Origin of the sequence: Sphingobacterium paucimobilis HER1398 (assembly GCF_000416985.1) — a bacterium.
In the GTDB taxonomy this organism is placed as follows: domain Bacteria; phylum Bacteroidota; class Bacteroidia; order Sphingobacteriales; family Sphingobacteriaceae; genus Sphingobacterium; species Sphingobacterium paucimobilis.
Genome location: NZ_ATDL01000022.1, coordinates 528,301 through 545,470, shown reverse-complemented (window position 1 = coordinate 545,470; position 17,170 = coordinate 528,301). Strand labels below are relative to the sequence as shown.

Annotated in this window: 19 protein-coding genes; 12 read left to right on the top strand and 7 right to left on the bottom strand. The window is 41.0% G+C overall.

The genetic code is table 11. The features are described from left to right. Positions 1-168 precede the first annotated feature (168 nt). The 7 genes from M472_RS44050 to M472_RS44020 all read left to right on the top strand — a co-directional run bounded on the left by M472_RS44050 (position 169) and on the right by M472_RS44020 (position 8,957). Positions 169-849, top strand: a complete 681-nt coding sequence (locus tag M472_RS44050; protein WP_021072380.1) for a response regulator transcription factor — start codon at positions 169-171, stop codon at positions 847-849. Further along, positions 849-2,216 (top strand): sensor histidine kinase, encoded by a 1,368-nt coding sequence (locus M472_RS44045; protein ID WP_021072379.1) that lies wholly within the window; start codon positions 849-851, stop codon positions 2,214-2,216. The genes M472_RS44050 and M472_RS44045 overlap by 1 nt, the downstream gene beginning before the upstream one ends. Positions 2,217-2,328: 112 nt before the next feature. Then, a complete protein-coding gene (locus M472_RS44040; RefSeq protein ID WP_021072378.1) occupies positions 2,329-3,033 on the top strand; it encodes an MgtC/SapB family protein in 705 nt (234 codons plus the stop codon). Between the two features lie 72 nt (positions 3,034-3,105). Further along, the gene (gene mgtA / locus M472_RS44035; protein WP_021072377.1) at positions 3,106-5,814 is read left to right on the top strand and encodes a magnesium-translocating P-type ATPase; all 2,709 of its coding nucleotides are present in this window, start codon (positions 3,106-3,108) and stop codon (positions 5,812-5,814) included. A 21-nt stretch (positions 5,815-5,835) separates the two neighbouring features. Continuing rightward, the gene (locus M472_RS44030) at positions 5,836-6,390 is read left to right on the top strand and encodes a GNAT family N-acetyltransferase (RefSeq protein WP_021072376.1); all 555 of its coding nucleotides are present in this window, start codon (positions 5,836-5,838) and stop codon (positions 6,388-6,390) included. 367 nt (positions 6,391-6,757) lie between these two features. Further along, on the top strand, positions 6,758-7,675 hold the full coding sequence (locus tag M472_RS44025; protein ID WP_021072375.1) for a helix-turn-helix domain-containing protein: 918 nt from the start codon (positions 6,758-6,760) through the stop codon (positions 7,673-7,675). Positions 7,676-7,763: 88 nt separating this feature from the next. After that, entirely contained in the window at positions 7,764-8,957 is a 1,194-nt protein-coding gene (locus tag M472_RS44020; protein ID WP_021072374.1) for an MFS transporter, read from the top strand. A gap of 7 nt (positions 8,958-8,964) precedes the next feature. On the opposite strand, the gene M472_RS44015 is transcribed toward M472_RS44020, so the two are convergent. From M472_RS44015 to M472_RS43995, 5 genes are read right to left on the bottom strand one after another with little or no spacing between them, the layout of a single operon-like run. Further along, the gene (locus M472_RS44015; protein WP_021072373.1) at positions 8,965-9,336 is read right to left on the bottom strand and encodes a DUF1801 domain-containing protein; all 372 of its coding nucleotides are present in this window, start codon (positions 9,334-9,336) and stop codon (positions 8,965-8,967) included. Between the two features lie 9 nt (positions 9,337-9,345). Then, positions 9,346-9,789 carry an N-acetyltransferase gene (locus M472_RS44010; RefSeq protein ID WP_021072372.1) on the bottom strand — a complete coding sequence of 148 codons (444 nt, stop codon included), beginning with the start codon at positions 9,787-9,789 and terminating at the stop codon, positions 9,346-9,348. Beyond that, entirely contained in the window at positions 9,789-10,631 is an 843-nt protein-coding gene (locus M472_RS44005) for a GNAT family N-acetyltransferase (protein ID WP_021072371.1), read from the bottom strand. The genes M472_RS44010 and M472_RS44005 overlap by 1 nt, the downstream gene beginning before the upstream one ends. A 14-nt stretch (positions 10,632-10,645) precedes the next feature. After that, the gene (locus M472_RS44000; protein ID WP_021072370.1) at positions 10,646-11,563 is read right to left on the bottom strand and encodes a GNAT family N-acetyltransferase; all 918 of its coding nucleotides are present in this window, start codon (positions 11,561-11,563) and stop codon (positions 10,646-10,648) included. Continuing rightward, complete coding sequence (locus M472_RS43995) at positions 11,560-12,162, bottom strand: GrpB family protein (protein WP_022829461.1); 603 nt, start codon at positions 12,160-12,162, stop codon at positions 11,560-11,562. Before M472_RS43995 ends, M472_RS44000 begins: the two co-directional genes overlap by 4 nt. Before the next feature lie 247 nt (positions 12,163-12,409). Between M472_RS43995 and M472_RS43990 the strand changes: the two genes are divergently transcribed. Further along, complete coding sequence (locus M472_RS43990; RefSeq protein WP_144062811.1) at positions 12,410-12,811, top strand: hypothetical protein; 402 nt, start codon at positions 12,410-12,412, stop codon at positions 12,809-12,811. Positions 12,812-12,819: 8 nt separating this feature from the next. Here M472_RS43990 and M472_RS43985 read toward each other — a convergent pair whose 3' ends face one another. Further along, on the bottom strand, positions 12,820-13,500 hold the full coding sequence (locus M472_RS43985) for a class I SAM-dependent methyltransferase (protein WP_021072367.1): 681 nt from the start codon (positions 13,498-13,500) through the stop codon (positions 12,820-12,822). Positions 13,501-13,662: 162 nt separating this feature from the next. On the opposite strand from M472_RS43985, the gene M472_RS43980 reads away from it, so the two are divergent. Continuing rightward, positions 13,663-14,745: a DKNYY domain-containing protein gene (locus M472_RS43980; RefSeq protein WP_021072366.1), complete on the top strand. Its 1,083-nt coding sequence runs from the start codon at positions 13,663-13,665 to the stop codon at positions 14,743-14,745. Here M472_RS43980 and M472_RS43975 read toward each other — a convergent pair. Beyond that, complete coding sequence (locus tag M472_RS43975) at positions 14,729-15,382, bottom strand: CatA-like O-acetyltransferase (protein ID WP_021072365.1); 654 nt, start codon at positions 15,380-15,382, stop codon at positions 14,729-14,731. The genes M472_RS43980 and M472_RS43975 overlap by 17 nt on opposite strands. 132 nt (positions 15,383-15,514) lie before the next feature. Here M472_RS43975 and M472_RS43970 point away from each other — a divergent pair, with 132 nt between their 5' ends. The 3 genes from M472_RS43970 to M472_RS43960 all read left to right on the top strand — a co-directional run bounded on the left by M472_RS43970 (position 15,515) and on the right by M472_RS43960 (position 17,149). After that, the gene (locus tag M472_RS43970) at positions 15,515-16,093 is read left to right on the top strand and encodes a Crp/Fnr family transcriptional regulator (RefSeq protein WP_021072364.1); all 579 of its coding nucleotides are present in this window, start codon (positions 15,515-15,517) and stop codon (positions 16,091-16,093) included. A gap of 59 nt (positions 16,094-16,152) precedes the next feature. Further along, entirely contained in the window at positions 16,153-16,575 is a 423-nt protein-coding gene (locus M472_RS43965) for a GNAT family N-acetyltransferase (RefSeq protein WP_021072363.1), read from the top strand. 118 nt (positions 16,576-16,693) lie between these two features. After that, complete coding sequence (locus tag M472_RS43960) at positions 16,694-17,149, top strand: GNAT family N-acetyltransferase (protein WP_021072362.1); 456 nt, start codon at positions 16,694-16,696, stop codon at positions 17,147-17,149. Positions 17,150-17,170 lie beyond the last annotated feature (21 nt).

Here is a 17,170-nt window from a genome sequence, read left to right as displayed (position 1 = left end):
GTGCTTAAAACAATTAAGCTACAAGGGAAGTTAATTATATATCAAAGTGCAGGTATTTTATAACATGTCTACTTCCTATTTCGGACAATGGGTAAAAGCAAAGCTTCAGAGGATAGTCAAATTGAATATATTTACTTAGTTTTGGACTACTATTAACAGTATTTACGTATGAACATCTTAATAGTCGAAGACGATATTCGTGTAGCAGAGTTGATTCAACGGGGGTTGGACGAACAAGGATTTACATCGATGATTGCCTATGATGGATTGTCTGCTAAAAAATTGGCGTTACAGAACGATTACGAATTAATCATTACGGATATCATCTTGCCGAAAATGGATGGATTGGATTTATGTAAAGAAATCCGACAGATTAAACCCGATGTGCCTATTATAATGCTTACTGCTTTAGGGACAACAGACGATAAAGTTGAAGGCTTTGATGCTGGAGCAGATGATTATTTGGTCAAACCGTTTGAAATGCGCGAGCTCATGGTGCGGGTAAGGGCATTATTAAAACGTAATGGAAGACCTGCATCACCAACAGGATTCATTTTGAAATATGGTGATCTGGAAATGAATCTACATACCAAGGTGGTAAAAAGGGGAGAGGTGGAGCTTAATCTGACACCTAAGGAATTTAAGCTTTTAGAGTACATGATGCAGAATCCAGAACGGGTATTGTCTCGCGTAGAAATAGCAGAGAAAGTATGGGATACGCATTTTGATACAGGGACTAATTTTATCAATGTATATATAAATTACCTCCGAAAAAAGGTGGATGAGAATTTTGATACGAAGCTCATTCATACTAAATCGGGAATGGGGTTCATATTAAAGCAGGATTAATGCAGATTCGGACGCAGCTTACCTTAGTTTTTACAGCGATTACAGGAGCTATTCTCTTGTTGTTCGCTTTTGCGGTATATCACACTTCAGTGAATAACCGCGAACGGGAATTCTATGCACTTTTAGAGAAAGAGGCCATTACGAAGGCCAATGTTTTTTTGAATGCACGCGTCGATAAGCAGACTCTGCAGGATATATACCACAATAACCGTAAGATTCTAAATGAGGTCGAGGTTGCGATATATGATACCGAGCACAACCTCCTATACCATGATGCGGTTGATATCGATTTTGTGAAGGAAACACCCGATATGCTCAGCAAGTTGGCAAAGGAGCAAAAGCTATATTTCTATCAGGACAAATGGCAGGTAATAGGTTTATTATATCCGTATGAGGGTAAAGACTATATCGTGACAGCGGCAGCCTATGATGAATACGGCTACCGTAAGCTTGATTATCTCTTAAAGGCGATGCTGGTCGGGTTGGTCGTAGCGCTGTTGATTATATATATAGCGGGTAAGTATTTCTCCAGACGCTTCTTCCGGCCGATAAATGCCATGACAGAGCGGGCACGGAATATATCAGCTACGAATTTAGATTTACGTATCGAGAGTTCGGCTAATGGCGACGAATTGGCACGCTTGGCCGATACATTCAACGGTATGTTGGATCGTTTAGAGAGTTCTTTTGATGCCCAGAAGCATTTCGTGTCTAATATCGCCCACGAGCTACGTACCCCCTTGGCTGCTATAATCGCTGAATTGGAACTATCGACTTCCAAGGACCAGGCTATTGCAGATTATAAATTGATTATTGATAGAGCGCTAAATGATGCTAAACGCTTGACCAAATTGTCCAATAGTCTACTGGATCTGGCCAAGGCAAGTTATGATCCAACAGAAATAACATTCAAGCCGACACGTATAGACGAAGTATTGATCGATGCGCTGCAACAGGTACAGTCGGCTGAGCCCTCCTATAGAATAGGTCTGGAATTCGATGGCGAGATTGAAGACGATACCTTCATCTCTGTTCAGGGGAATGCCTATCTACTCAAAGTGGCTTTTGCCAACCTTATCGACAATGGGTGCAAATTCTCTGACGAACACAAGTGTACCGTATCCATTGGATTTGATAAAACAGATGTCTTTCTGACATTTGAGGATAATGGCATCGGAATCTCAGCAGAAGATATCGAGCGCATATTTACGCCTTTTTTTAGAGGGGAGAACAAAACTTTTACTGACGGCAATGGTATCGGTCTCTCCCTGACCCATAAAATTGTCTCCTTACATCACGGAAGCATACAGATCGATTCTACCCCGCAGAAAGGAACAACATTTCATCTCAAATTACCACATTTATAAACCACCCCATCCCTTTCTAATAAAATTCTAATCTTTTTCTACCAACACTCTAACGGTTATTTTGTTGTTGTTATAGGATCTTTGTTTTTGTAAACAATAAAAATCTGTGACAATGGGAATTCTTGACTTTGCAACACGACTTGCCGTCGCTTTTTTATTAGGCGCATTAATAGGTATAGAGAGACAATGGCGCCAGCGAAGCGCCGGACTCCGTACCAATACATTAGTATCATTGGGTGCTGCCTCTTTCTTATTACTCGCTGCCGAGATTGCTGGAGATGCGACTGGTCGAGTAGCATCCTATATCGTCAGTGGTATCGGTTTCTTGGGGGCAGGTGTTATCATGAAAGATGGGGGGACGGTACAGGGCTTGAATACAGCGGCTACCATTTGGTGTTCTGCTGCTGTAGGTGCCCTATGTGGAGTAGGATTGTATCCACAGGCGACTTTGGTAGCTCTGGCAATAATATTGACCCACTTGTTGTTACGACCGCTTGGTTTGTTTTTAGGACGCATTAGCTTCTCCAAGTCGGAGCACGAACAGGTGGATTATATGATTAAGCTCAAATGTAATACAGATGTGGAGAATGCCGTTCGGGTATCCTTGATGCAGATGTTGAGCAATGAGGACAGAGTACTGCTAAAGTCATTGGCCAGTGACGATAGCGAAGATAAGTCGTATGTTATAATCACAGCTATTATCAGAGCAGTGACCCCGCAGGATAGCTTAATCGAAAGTGTTGCCAGCCGCCTGACGATACAGGAAAAAGTAGCGAAGGTGAGCTGGGAGATTATAGGCGCGCAGTCGGAATTATAGGAAGAGAAATTCCAATAGAGACGATTATTAACAGATTTTGACGCATTGAAATTACAATAAACAGAGAATCTTATGGCATTAAAGATGAACAACAGGATTAAGGATGCACTCCAAACAACACTAGGCTCTAGCGGTATGAACCTAGGAACCGTGACCAAATTGCGGAATGCTTCTGCACAGGATGACAAATGGGTGTATGCTATGTTGGAGACCAATGAGGAGGGCATTACCGATCGTATCGCCGAAGACCGACGTGCAAAATTTGGCCCTAATGAGGTACAGCATCAAAAGGCGCCCAAGTGGTATATACAGTTGCTCCAGGCTTTTGCCAACCCCTTTATTTATATATTATTGGCAATAGCCTTAGTATCTTTTATCATTGATGTATGGTTAGCTCCTACGCACGAGAAGGATTATATGACCGTTACAGTCGTATTGGTTATGGTATTCCTAAGCGTACTATTACGTTTTATCCAAGAGTTTAGAAGCAATAGCGCCGCCGAAAAGCTTAAGGGAATGGTGAAAACCACTGCTACCGTGTCGCGTAAGTCTAAGGTAAAAAGGGAAATTCCAATTGCGGAGTTGGTACCTGGAGATATCGTCTACCTGTCTGCAGGAGATATGATTCCTGCAGACTGCCGTATCCTTACCAGTAAGGATCTTTTTGTGAGTGAGAGTATGCTCACAGGAGAGGCATTGCCTGTAGAAAAGCATCATCTGCCTGTGCGCGACGCAGAAAATATGCAGGTCATAGAATTGCGTAACCTTTGTTTTATGGGAACCAATGTGGTGAGTGGTGCAGCGATGGCTGTAGTCGTGGCTACGGGCAATTACACTTATTTCGGTAGTATCAGTAAATCCATTACCAGTGAAAGACCAGAGACCAGCTTTGATAAGGGAATCAATAATGTCAGTCTGTTGCTGATCCGTTTCATGTTAGTGATGGTTCCGGTCATATTCCTGATCAATGGTTTAGTCAAAGGAGACTGGCTGGAAGCGCTACTATTTGCGATAGCAATAGCCGTAGGGTTGACACCAGAGATGCTACCCATGATTGTCACCGCTAACCTGGCAAAGGGAGCCGTCAATATGAGCAAGCGTAAGGTGATCGTCAAACGCCTGAACTCTATACAGAATATCGGAGCGATGGATGTGTTATGTACAGACAAGACAGGTACATTGACCCTTGATAAAATCGTCCTTGAAAAACACCTTAATGTGTATGGTATTGAAGACGATGAGGTGTTGAAATGGGCTTATTTGAATAGCTTTCATCAGACCGGACTTAAAAATCTAATGGATAAAGCCGTGTTGGAACATGTCGAATTGCATGATTACCTGAAGGTCGAGGAGCAGTATCTGAAAGTAGATGAGATACCTTTTGATTTTGAGCGCCGTCGTATGTCGGTCATCCTGAAAAAACACGATGGCAAACACTTGTTGATCTGTAAAGGTGCAGTAGAGGAAATGTTGGCACTTTGTGATTATGCTTTTGAGCCAGGAGAAGATAGAAGCCTCCATGTCGAGAATGATAAGGCCATTCCAATGGATGATACCATGCGTAGGATTGTATTGCAGACTTCCAAGAAAATGAACGATGAAGGTCTGCGTGTACTCCTTGTAGCTATTAAAGAGTTTGATGCATCACACCCGCTGACTTATGGTATTGGAGATGAAAAAGGAATGACTTTAACAGGTTTCATCGGTTTCTTGGATCCCGCCAAGCCATCAGCTCAACCAGCTATCGAGGCGTTGCATAAGTTGGGCGTAGAAGTAAAAGTGGTGACAGGAGATAATGAAACAGTGACCCAGAAGATATGTAAAGATATCGGTATTCCTGTACAGCATATTGTACGTGGAGCCGAATTGGAGCAGATGTCGGATGAGGATTTGAGTAACTGTGTGGAGTCCGTGTCGGTATTCGCTAAGCTCAACCCGCTTCAAAAAGTACGTGTTGTCAAAGCATTACGGGATAAAGGACATACCGTTGGCTTTATGGGGGATGGTATCAACGATGCCGCAGCATTGAAAGAAGCTGATGTTGGTATCAGTGTTGATACCGCTGTCGATGTTGCTAAAGAAAGTGCAGATATTATTTTATTAGAGAAGGATCTCATGGTATTGCGTAAAGGTGTCATCTACGGAAGACGGACCTTTGGTAATATTATCAAGTATATCAATATGACGACTAGCAGTAACTTTGGAAACATGTTCAGTATGTTGGGGGCGAGTGCTTTTTTGCCCTTCCTGCCGATGTTGCCCATGCACCTGTTGATCCAGAACCTGTTGTACGATATCTCGCAGATATCTATCCCTTGGGATAAAATGGACGAAGATTTCATCCAAAAGCCACGTAAATGGGATGCGGCAGGTGTATCCAGATTTATGATATATATAGGCCCGATTAGTTCTATATTCGATTTTGCGACGTTTGCCGTATTGTATTTCGTCTTTAAAGCCAATAGCCCAGAGCATGAAACCCTGTTTCAGACGGGTTGGTTTGTAGAAGGATTGCTGTCGCAGACGTTGATTATTCACATGATACGTACCCGTAAGATTCCATTTATACAGAGCTGGGCAGCGGCACCGGTAGTAGCGTTGACTTCACTGATTATGTTGATCGGTATTCTATTGCCATTCTCACCATTTGCAGAAGCATTAAAGATGCAGCCATTGCCACTTAGTTACTTCCCTTGGTTGATCGGAATATTAGTATCGTATTGCTTACTTACCCAGGTAGTCAAGAATTGGTTTATTAAAAAGTTCAACACCTGGTTGTAATTTTAGGTACTTTTATGGCTTATGAGTTTTGATAAATTTCCACTGTTAAGTACTGAACGCTTACAGTTAAGACAAATACAGCCCTCCGATGCGGAGGCGCTGTATTCCTATTTTTCCAAAGATGAGGTTACAGAATTTTTCGACCTACCTACATTTCAGGATATTAAGGAAGCACATGACCTCGTTAAGAGCTGGGAGGATCGCTATGCCCAGAAAGATAGCATCCGTTGGGCTATCTGCCTAAAGGAAGAGCCTGAAGCACTGATCGGTACCTGTGGTTTTCATAATTTTGCCACCGAGCATAGCCGGGCAGAGATAGGATATGAACTGCATCCCCGGTTTTGGCAAAAAGGAATGATGACCGAAGCAATTCAATGTATATTGGATTACGGTTTTTCGCAGTTTAAGTTGAATCGTATAGAAGCCTTTATCGATCCTGCAAATATCGCTTCGCGTAAATTATTGGAAAAAGTAGGACTTTCATCCGAAGGTATACTGCGGGATTACTTCTTTGAAAAAGGACGTTTTGTCGATGGAGAGATTTTTGCCGTATTGCAAAGAGAATACAAGAAGTAATCATTAGTACGTCCTTGGTAGCTGTGCGAAGCAATCTGTTTTATAGAGACTGCTTCATTCCCTACCAATGACAGATTATCTACGGTGAGCTCGCGAGCTTCGTTTGGAAACTATGTCGTCCTCTCGACCGTAGTGGAGAGATCTACAAGCTATGTATTAACCCTATGCAGTTAATAGACCTCTCCACAAGGTCGAGGTGACGTTTACTTTTACTGTCATCAAACCTCCTCTGTGTTTGTTAAAAAACTTAACCCTCGCAGTGACGCCTATACTAGTACGTCATTGCGAGCTGTGCGAAGCAATCTTTACATTAGATAGATTTTTGGTTTTAACGATTAATGTTTGATTTTTGTAGTTTTGTGTTTACATGAGTGAACGGCTAGAAACATTAGAAGATTACTACAAACGGTTGAGCCATCTACACGATAGCAACGGTGAAATCAATGATTTCGAAATTGGAAAATCACATTTTAATATTTCGCCACGCAAATACTGCGATTTTAAAACCCCTTATAATCGTCGCGATTTTTATAAAATTAGTTTAATCATCGGGAAGGGATGGTTCAAGTATGGTAAACATGAACTGTATATAGACCGTCCTGTTTTATTCTTGCCGGCACTTAATATTCCTTATTCCTGGGTCTGCGACACCAATCAGCAAGAAGGCTATTTCTGCCTGTTTAACCAAGAATTTTTTTCGGGAAGTCAGGCTTTCGAACCCTTCAAGAAAACATCCCTTTTCAAAGAGTGGAGTAAACCGATTATCTTCCTGGATGAAGAGCAGCTGCAGACGGTAACGACGTTTTTAAACAATATGTACCGATTGAACCATTCCAATTACCCATTTCGATGTAATGCTATAAAAAGCAATCTCGCCGCGATATTGCACTTGGCATTGGAATGGCGTGTTGATGATTTGGAGGTAGAGAATCAGTCGGGGCCTGTACGCCTTTACCGTATGTTTGATGAGTTGCTTCATAAACAGTTTCCGTTGGATTCGCCCGCTTATCCACTCGAATTGCGTACAGCAGCAGATTTTGCCACTCGCTTACATGTGCATGTCAACCACCTGAATGCTTCTGTCAAATCAGTTACGAATCTAACGACGACCCAGCTTATCAAAAGAAAGGTATTCGAAGAAGCCAAGAATCTGCTAACCTATACCGACTGGAATGTCGCAGAAATCGGATATACCTTGGGTTTTGAGGAACCAACACATTTCAATAACTTTTTTAAGAAGAATGCGCAGGTTGCTCCGCTACGGTTTCGTCAGGAAAGTAAGTAATCTTTGATTTTTATAATTATTGCTTTGTCAGGTAAAATGTGTGAATAGGAGATAGTCTCTACTTTTGTTCCATAATAAATCAAATGATATGTTGAGACAGGCTTCGCAGGAACGGATTAAATTGGTAACACTGATGGCATTTATATCGATGCCGCTATCGGGGTTTGTAACGGATATTTATTTACCTTCATTTCCGGCAATGGCCAGAAACCTTGGTGTTGACGAGCGAGATATTCAATTGACCTTGACGACATACTTGTTGAGTTATGGTATCTCGCAGCTGTTTATCGGCAGTATCTTGGATAGCATTGGTCGTTATCGCCCTAGATTATTAGCCTTGTTCATCCTTTTGTTGAGCAGCATGGCTATCACCTATACCGATAGTGTTTTTATTATCTGTCTATGGAGAGCGATACAGGGAATAGCTGTATCTATACTGGTAGTGGCTACTAGGGCATTATTTGCCGACTTATACCAAGGGGAGCGTCTTAAAAATTACTTAAGTTATTTTACCATTGTATGGTCTTGTGGTCCTATATTGGCGCCGTTTTTAGGAGGCTACCTCGAAAAGATATTCCATTGGAAAGCCAATTTTTATTTCCTGGCGGGATATGCAGCTGTATTGCTCTTGCTGGAGTTGTTTTACAGTGGAGAAAGCATAGCACAGAAGAAAAAGATAAGTATTGGCGAGAATGTCAAGGTGTATAAAACAATGCTACAGAACAAGCTGTTTATCCTTGGTATTCTTGTACTGGGGCTGAGCTATTCCATCGTCATGTTATTTAATATAACAGGTCCATTTATTATTGAGAACACCTTTCATTTTACCTCGGTAACGATCGGCTACTGTACTTTACTGCTCGGGTTTTCGTGGGTGATTGGAGGGCTTATCGCAAAGCGTCGTATGAACATGGCATTCAAAAAACGGGTCGCCTATCCTATAGCTGTTCAGTTGACGGCCATAGTGAGTCTATTGGTAGTAAGCTGCTTTTATCAGAGTATCTACATTATGGTAAGCTTTGCGTTCTTAATCCATATTATCTCGGGTGTTTTATTTACTACATTTTTTACGAGTAGTATGCTGTTTTTTCCAGCAAATGCCGGTACGGCAGGAGGGCTGATGGGAGGATTGGTATATATTATTACCTCGATAGCAAGTTCGTTAATTTCTATCAGCGGTAATGTATCTACACAGGCAGATCTGGCGGTACGCTATTTGCTCTTCGCGATATTATTAGTATTAGTGGTTTTCGGAATGTACAGAGTTCAGGCTAGGGGCTAAGTAAAACTTAGCCCTTGGTTTTAATCGTACCGTTGCGATACAGTTCCAAAGCGTCATCTAGTATTTCGGTCACGGTATCAATCGCAATGTCCTGAGTGGGATCAATACGTAATATTTTCATACGTGAGCGGTCGCCTACCTCAAGTTCAGGATGTGCCAATAAGTTTCCTTCGACAAAAAGAATGTAAGGCTCAGCGTTCTTTTTATCAACCCAAAGATAACAGCATGCCTTGTTTTTATAACAAAAGCAAGGCATACCATATTTGGTGGTTTCCACCATATGAGTATCTCTACGAAGGATGATTGAACGCAAGGCTAACAAGCAACTTTTACTCGGTTCCGATTTATCGAGATAGAAGTTATGTAGGTGCTCTTCCATTGTAATACTTTAAGGGGTGTATAACTCAGTAGTCCAACTCATCACCAGATCCTTAGCGAAAGTGGCCTCATCCATCGTCTCCTCCTCAACTTGGAATCCATGTTTTTTATAAAAATCTACAGCTTCCTTATTATCTGCATATACATTCAAGGAGAGTTTTCGGGATGTTGTTTTTAAAAACCGGATCAAGAGAGATCCTATTCCTTGGCCCTGCAATTGACTATTGACAAATAATGCGGCTATATGATGGTCCAATACCGAAGCGAAGCCCTGTATCTGCTGTTGTTCATCCTCATAAACCCAAGATTGGCTCTGCGGTAGGTACACCGTTCGCATATCAGAAACTCCATCTTCCCAATATGTTGAAGGAATGAAGTCATGCGCTTTGATGGACGCTTCCAGCCAAATCTCGACCATACGGTCATAATCTTTTTCCTGTGCTAATCGTATCATTACTTCACTATTGCCATAACCATTTCCAATTGATTGATATCGTTGGTCAGTCTTTGTCTTTCGAAAAATAGTTTTAAACCAGTGCTGGCCTCGTCTACATTATTGATCTCTAGTGTATCATTCGGAATAAGACTTTGTACAGCAGCACAAAGCTGCTGGCCAATACCTTTACGACGATATGCAGGAGCCACAGCCAGTTGATATATCCTTTTTTTAGTTGGATTAAAAAGTACATAACCAATAAGTTGTTCCTCTACGAAAGCCCCCATTATGTTCGGAGCCGTAGTCATCATGCTTGGTATATCACTTTGCCAGCTTGGAGTAATATCCCAGAAAGTAGGAAGATCCATCCAGGGAAGTGTTTCTAGAGGTACTATAGCAGCTGCCTGTGGAGTAGGATGTAACGCGAATTGCCCGGAAAAACACAGCAGCTTACGATTGACGTTGAAGCCCTGTTTTTCATAAGCTCGGATGGCAGATTGGTTGCTTTCAATAACCTCCAGTACTATTTTTTCTGTTTTTTTGTCTTTCAGGAAAGGAAGAATATGCGCATACATTTTTCCTACAAGCCCTTTGCCCCGATAATCGGGAAGTACTCCTGTACCTCCATTGTAGACAACATAAGCGCCATTATGATGACGTACACCATGCATAATGAATGCAATAAGTTTCTCTTCATCAAACACAGCTACGGAATAATCCATAAGAATGTCCTCCGAACGTATCTTAAATTCCAGTTGTTCGGCATTAAGTTGAAAAGGGACGATATAGTCCGCAAAGGCACCATTAACCGATTCCAGTAAAGCAGGAATATCTTCTGTGGTAAGTCTTCGTATCTGCATGTTCTTTTTTTATGCTAGGTATGTGAAAGTAAAGGTACTATCAGTTTATTTTCTTCAAATAGCTGCTGTAAATGGGCCGAAACAAAAAGCTGTAGGTCATCATCCTTCCAGCTTTCCAGCGCAAAGCCATCCTGTAGGGGCGTAAAGCCTAAAGAAATGCTATCAAATTCGAAGGATGTAAAGGCCGATATAACCGCACTTAAATCTACCCTTTGGGTACTGAATAGTTCTGTTATATGTAATGTATCTTCATCAATTTCGGCCAGTACAGCGCAATCCAGTGACGGAATGTAATAGAGAGAATCTTTATACCCCATTTCAGGATAGGCATACGTGTAAAAAAAGCTCAATCCTTTGCTCTTACAGGTCATTTGGCTGTTGGAAACACTATTTTCAACTAAGCGTTCGAACAGGCTTAACTCTTGTGAAACGTCTAGATCTAATTTTTGTGCAAGTATTAGTGGATTGCCATGTGCCTTAACTGCGCTCTGTACAGCTTTAAACTCAGGAACCGGAACCAATCCGAATTTGGGGTAATAATCCAAAACCGTTTCATTTGCAAATAAGAACATGCCATCAGTGGATTGTTCAAAGTCTGCTTGAATACGTTCCATTAGAAAGCGACCCAGGCCTCTTTTCTGATAGTTTTCATCCGTCATCACGGTACCAATCTGAATCAGTCTCTTGGATTTGTCCATTATTACAGAGTCAAAGAAACTCACTGTAGCATGCGAGACAATTTTATCTCCATCAAAGAGTGAATATAGGATACAACTTTCGTCCCAGTATCCTGACTGGTAATAGTTTTCAAAATCAAAGCCCCAAAACTGCTGTGTCAGTCGGTTAAATTCCTGACGCAGAGTGTTATCTTGTTGGTATTGTATATATAGGATATAGTTTTCTCCTTTTAAGTGTATGTTTTCTTTTTTCATTTGTGATGTAGCTTTTTATACCATGTTATGGCATTTTGCTCTTCTTTCTTTAAAAATACATCTTTTCCGGCATTATAGTCGTTACCATCAGCCCATTCCTTTTGAACCAAACGCTCCTTAAGGGTTTGATATTCGTGGAGAACAGCTGGATGTTCACGTAAATAATCCCGAAAAGCAAGATGTCTCAACCAATGTTCCGAACTGCTGGGCATGACATGGATGTGCGCCATACGGAAAGTGTGGTCATGCATACGTTCGGGGATTTCGTCTTTCGTCTGGATAACAAGAGGCAAGCCTAGGTCTACCGCATTATTTGTCAAACGAACGAAAAATCGGCGGTAAGGCATATCGTCATTATACTTTTCATAGTATACATAACTCCCATTGTTCAAAAGAGGAGGTACCTTATCCAAGTCCTTATTATCTGCCACACCAATCATGATATCAATGATCGGCTTGGCAGAGAGACCTTCTACCGATGTACTTCCGATATGTTCGATAGCGGGAGAAAGAATGGATAGCTTTTCGCTCAGCTCTTCTTTAAGCGTTTCAAACATTGTTTTCCAACGAGAGGTATAAGATTCAAAGGGTAATTTCATTGCATTGTTCTTTTGGTAACCGTAAGGGTATAGTTTACAAAGTTAACTTTTCCCAAAAGCAATACATGTTCAATTTTTATAGACTAATGTTCGATTTGTAATGGTTTGTCTGACAAGAAATAATCTAAATGATAAATTAAGGCATATATATTGCTGTACTTTATTCATGGAGAGATATTGTCTGTGTCTAATACTAGCTGTGTTTTTTGGTATATCGGGAGCTGTTGCCCAAATTTTCAGTTTAGGAATGAAGCAAGATAAAAGGCCTATGTTTCAGGCCGCACTAAATGTGCCTCTCGTATTTAACACCGATAAGAATTACGACTTTACGGTAGGGGTAGATTACACCAGTAAAAATTCTAAACAGCCTTCAGGCTTAGCCCCACAACTCGGTTTTGTCCGGTATATAGTTGATAATAGATACAAAGACTTCTTGGTCTCAGCTAATGTGCAGACCGGCTACCTATTTGATTTTAATAAAGGAATGGACAATCAGTTTCGTGTGAGTCCACACCTCTATGTAGAGTATCAGGGATTTTTCCACTGTAGAGTAGGCTATGATTATGCGATGCCCCTACAGAAAGGCTATCCTTTTGTTTCTATCGGTATCGGTGGACTGATGATGTTTCGGCACTTTAGTATCATGTAGTCCAGCTATTATCCATTTTCACTTTTCACAGCATGTACCGTTAGGAAAGTACGTTTTACAGGCGTTCCATCTTTACTGATGGTATCATCATGGTACGTCATAGATTGTATCTCTTCAAATCCAATCTCATAGAGGTATTCTGCAAGCTCGTCGTCCGTATACAAAGTAAACCCATGTTGTGTAAAAGGAAGCTTCGATCCAAACTCCTTTTCTACGAATGTGAGTACCAGCTGGCCTTCATCTTGTAATGTGCGGTGTATTTCTCGTAGTGAAAGCTCAATATCGGGCCAGAAGTACAAGGTGTTTACCGAAAAAATATGCGTAAAATGATTGTCCGGGAAAGGGAGCGAGCCACTGCCATCTACTTTAGTGAAGTGAGCCCTGCCGGTCTCGACGGCAGATTGGTTGTGGCGGACAGCGAGATCGTGCATGGCCTCAGACACCTCGATGCCGTGGTATTTTATGTTGGGCGATACATCGAGTAGTTGAGCGATATGCTTACCATTACCGAAACCGATCTCCAGTATCGTGCTCTTATCCATTAAGGTCAATGTATAGATCGCTTCCTGTATCATGGTATGGTTGGAGGTGGACATATTGTCTGCAATGGCTTCGGCCTGATGTCCCGAAGGACAGCGGAGCTGCGATGCCAGTTCTTGCATAGCATCTTTATTTTCCTTATCATTCATACGCTTTATGCATCTTATTTTTAGTACAGTGCTAAATATATAATTATTCTAATAAAAAGATGCTGTAGACAGGGGCAGATTATAAATGAAAGTGACGGATCGTAAAAAGCAAAACATTGTTTTGATCGTAATTCCTAGCTTTATGGAAAAATAGAAACCTGCATGCGAAACAAGATTTTTTCTGCTGTTCAATTATTGACGATGATGGTGACCTGTGCTTCCTGTGGAAAGGTAATTGACTCTACCAAGTCAGAATCTTACTACATCAAGCGTGGCAATGTCTATTTTATTCCTGGAGGAAACAGCTTCGAGCGGGGCTCCAAGAAAATGGATGCAGACCCGGCATCCTTTGAACCGATTGCGGAAACTTATGGAAAAGATAGTCGCCATGTTTATTTTCGGGGAAGTAAGCAGGAGGATATAGATGTTGCGTCTTTTAGCGTTGAAAAAGGTGTAATTAAAGACAAATCACATGTATATTGCTACAGTGGTGATGTGATAGATTTCAATCGACATGGGGAAGATATACTATCGCCAATAGATCAGGCCGACCCCGTTTCATTTCAACGATTAAGTAGTCCTTACAGTTCATTTGCAAAGGATAAGCAACATTATTATTATCGTAATAGCCCTATTAATGTAGATTATTCTAGCTTTGAGTTCCTCAACGAACGTTTTATGAAGGATAAAGAAGGTATTTATCTAATTAACAGCAATGGTTTTTTGAACGTGAGCAAATCTGTGGATAAGGCAGAGGCGGTAAATAAAGAATACATACTGGTCAACGGGAACAAGTTGTGGTATTATCAGCCCTTCCAGAAAAGAGGGATTATAGAAAATGAAATACCGGGTACGAGTCTTCCCATTGAAGTGATTGACGATGACCTTTTGAAAACCCAAACCACCGTTTTTGTTTTTGGTGAGCTGATTCCGTATGCCGATCCCAAAAGCTTGCAGGTACTGTTTAAGACCAATAACGAGTTGATCGCAAAAGATAAAAATTATGTCTATTACAACCTAAGACGTATACCAGGTGCTGATTCAAAAACCTACCAATTGTTAGAGGGGCGGGTAGGTAAAGATAATAATGCGGTCTATTTTGAAGATCAAAAACTTGACATATCTGATGTTGCTGGATTCAGAAAAGTGACAGGTTCTACAAAGCGCAATATCACATTCGAAGATAGCAGGGGTAATGTCTACGACTATACAGGCAGTAAGCAAGAGCCTACATCCACCCGTTGATGGTATTCCCCAGTTCTTCGATGTCGTTTATCAACTTGGAGGTATGGTAACCGTCAGCTACAGCATGGTTGACGAATACGGAAACAGGGATGAGGTGTCTGCCATCCCGCTCATAATACTTCCCAAAGCGGATGATAGGAAAAAGGAGGTTGCTCTCCTGATAGGTATCCTGACTAAAGCTTTCAAAACTCAACCAGGGCAGTACGGATAGCGGACAGAAATTCGCGGGTCTACCTTCTCTCGCCTTAATCTTTTTGACGTCTTTGTATTTTTCGATATCACTCGTTACCTCCTGATAAAATTCACGGAAGTCAGGTTTGTAATAGCTCCATACATCAGAAAATGTCTTGTCATCGTCATGAAAAATGGTATAAGAGGGATTTACATAGTTCCAGATTCCCAGATCTCCATCTTCATTAAAACTCATCCTAAATGCCTCATTTTGATTGATAGCCTTCATGATGACAAAAAGAAATGAAGGGTAAAACTTGAAATCATTACGCTTGATTTTAGAAAGAAAAGTAGTAATATCCAGGTGGTGGGTTATATTATATTTCGTCTTGATTGTATAGTAGAAATAATCGAAATACGGCTTTCTTTTCCAATCGCTGGAGACTTTCGTGAAAATTGCTTCCATTCCTTTTTTGAGACAATATCGGCTTTTTTTGCTATTTACTGTCTTTTTGGTTTAAAGATGTTGGATCAAGGAACTGTTTTTTTAGGGATTGGATCGATTAGTCATTAATTTTGTTTTTAGATATAGCTTGGTATGCTTCTAGAAAAACTATTGGAAGAGTTTCATATGGATCTCGGTATGATCAATCCCGAGCAATCCCGTTTGTATGACTCTTTTTTTGAAAAAATGTCCCTCAAGCGGAATACCTTCCTGATTCAGGAAGGTGAGGTAGAGCGTTATAGTTACTTTATAGCTGAAGGTATGGCGCGATGTTGGACGTTAAATCATAAAGGAGAGGAACAGACATTCTGGTTCTGTAAAGCAGGTACATTCTCTATGTCCAATATATCCTTTACACTACAGGAAAAGTCGGAATTCAGTGTGCAGCTTTTGGTAGATAGTGTTATCTATCGAATCAATACGGAAAAAGTTAATGATCTATATGCAGCTATTCCTCCTTTGAAAATAACATTTGGCGATTTAACTGCGAGGCTACTAAGTCGATTGTTAAAGAGAAATATTGACTTAATTAAATATTCGCCAGAGCAGTATTATCTCTATATGATGGAAGAGTATGGACCTGTTTTCAATAGCATTCCTTTAAAAGACATTGCCTCCTATTTAGGAATTACACCACAGGCATTAAGCAGAATACGTAAACGAATTTTTTAACCCAGGTTCAGTGTTTATAGTGATGAAGTAGCGACTTTTGTAGCTCTTAATGAATAGTTATGATTAGAAAAATAGAAAAGGCGGATTACCCACGGTTGATAGAAATATGGATTAGTGCAGTGCAGCATACCCATGATTTTCTGAAAGAAGAAGATTTTGTGTTTTATAAAGAACAATTACCAGTTTATTTCGGTTATGTGACATTGTACGGTGTTGAGGACGAAGCGGGCTTGCAGGGATTCATGGGAGTAGCAGATGGTTGCTTGGAGATGTTGTTTATCCATGATGACTCGCGGGGCAAGGGAATAGGCCGGAAGTTGATAGCGTATGGTATAGCCAATCTAGATGTAGTAAAAGTGGATGTTAATGAGCAGAATCGGCAAGCCGTAGGTTTTTACGAACATGTCGGGTTCCATACGGTTGGGAGATCCGAACGAGATGGACAGGGCAAAGCCTATCCGATTCTGCATATGCAACTCTAATTGTTCCTTAAATGTCCAGATGTTCACTACAGTGTACGCTTTTACTATTTCAAAGAAATTATATGGGGGTAAAGGTGAATTTATGTAGGTTTGAAAACATAAAATAGCAAGTGATAAAATGGAGCAACGTATAGTAATCAAGGCTTTTGAGGAGTTGACCAATGTCGAACTTTATGAAATACTACGACTGAGGAGTGAGGTTTTTGTGGTAGAGCAAACTTGTATTTATCAAGATATAGACGGCAAAGATCTGTCGTGCCATCATGTGATGCTGTATATAGGGAATATGCTTGCGGCTTACAGTCGGGTTGTACCCGCGGGACTTTCTTATACGGAGATCTCTCTAGGGAGAGTTCTCGTCAATCCGGATTTCAGAGGACAGGGATTAGGAAAGCTCATTGTGCAAGAAACGATAGAGGCCTGTTATGCTATTCTAGGCAAAGCTGATATAAAAATAGGGGCACAGTACCACCTGTTAGCTATGTACCAGTCATTGGGGTTTGAACCAGAGGGGCAGCCCTATGATGAAGACGGAATAGAACATATCGATATGTTAAAGCGATACGCAAAATAGCAAAGATGAATAAACAGCAAA

Excerpts from the sequence above, each read along its gene's own strand:
- M472_RS44050 (WP_021072380.1), top strand. The coding sequence starts at position 169 with ATGAACATCTTAATAGTCGAAGACGATATTCGTGTAGCAGAGTTGATT.
- M472_RS44045 (WP_021072379.1), top strand. The coding sequence starts at position 849 with ATGCAGATTCGGACGCAGCTTACCTTAGTTTTTACAGCGATTACAGGA.
- M472_RS44040 (WP_021072378.1), top strand. The coding sequence starts at position 2,329 with ATGGGAATTCTTGACTTTGCAACACGACTTGCCGTCGCTTTTTTATTA.
- mgtA (WP_021072377.1), top strand. The coding sequence starts at position 3,106 with ATGGCATTAAAGATGAACAACAGGATTAAGGATGCACTCCAAACAACA.
- M472_RS44030 (WP_021072376.1), top strand. The coding sequence starts at position 5,836 with ATGAGTTTTGATAAATTTCCACTGTTAAGTACTGAACGCTTACAGTTA.
- M472_RS44025 (WP_021072375.1), top strand. The coding sequence starts at position 6,758 with ATGAGTGAACGGCTAGAAACATTAGAAGATTACTACAAACGGTTGAGC.
- M472_RS44020 (WP_021072374.1), top strand. The coding sequence starts at position 7,764 with ATGTTGAGACAGGCTTCGCAGGAACGGATTAAATTGGTAACACTGATG.
- M472_RS44015 (WP_021072373.1), bottom strand. The coding sequence starts at position 9,336 with ATGGAAGAGCACCTACATAACTTCTATCTCGATAAATCGGAACCGAGT.
- M472_RS44010 (WP_021072372.1), bottom strand. The coding sequence starts at position 9,789 with ATGATACGATTAGCACAGGAAAAAGATTATGACCGTATGGTCGAGATT.
- M472_RS44005 (WP_021072371.1), bottom strand. The coding sequence starts at position 10,631 with ATGCAGATACGAAGACTTACCACAGAAGATATTCCTGCTTTACTGGAA.
- M472_RS44000 (WP_021072370.1), bottom strand. The coding sequence starts at position 11,563 with ATGAAAAAAGAAAACATACACTTAAAAGGAGAAAACTATATCCTATAT.
- M472_RS43995 (WP_022829461.1), bottom strand. The coding sequence starts at position 12,162 with ATGAAATTACCCTTTGAATCTTATACCTCTCGTTGGAAAACAATGTTT.
- M472_RS43990 (WP_144062811.1), top strand. The coding sequence starts at position 12,410 with ATGAAGCAAGATAAAAGGCCTATGTTTCAGGCCGCACTAAATGTGCCT.
- M472_RS43985 (WP_021072367.1), bottom strand. The coding sequence starts at position 13,500 with ATGAATGATAAGGAAAATAAAGATGCTATGCAAGAACTGGCATCGCAG.
- M472_RS43980 (WP_021072366.1), top strand. The coding sequence starts at position 13,663 with ATGCGAAACAAGATTTTTTCTGCTGTTCAATTATTGACGATGATGGTG.
- M472_RS43975 (WP_021072365.1), bottom strand. The coding sequence starts at position 15,382 with ATGGAAGCAATTTTCACGAAAGTCTCCAGCGATTGGAAAAGAAAGCCG.
- M472_RS43970 (WP_021072364.1), top strand. The coding sequence starts at position 15,515 with ATGCTTCTAGAAAAACTATTGGAAGAGTTTCATATGGATCTCGGTATG.
- M472_RS43965 (WP_021072363.1), top strand. The coding sequence starts at position 16,153 with ATGATTAGAAAAATAGAAAAGGCGGATTACCCACGGTTGATAGAAATA.
- M472_RS43960 (WP_021072362.1), top strand. The coding sequence starts at position 16,694 with ATGGAGCAACGTATAGTAATCAAGGCTTTTGAGGAGTTGACCAATGTC.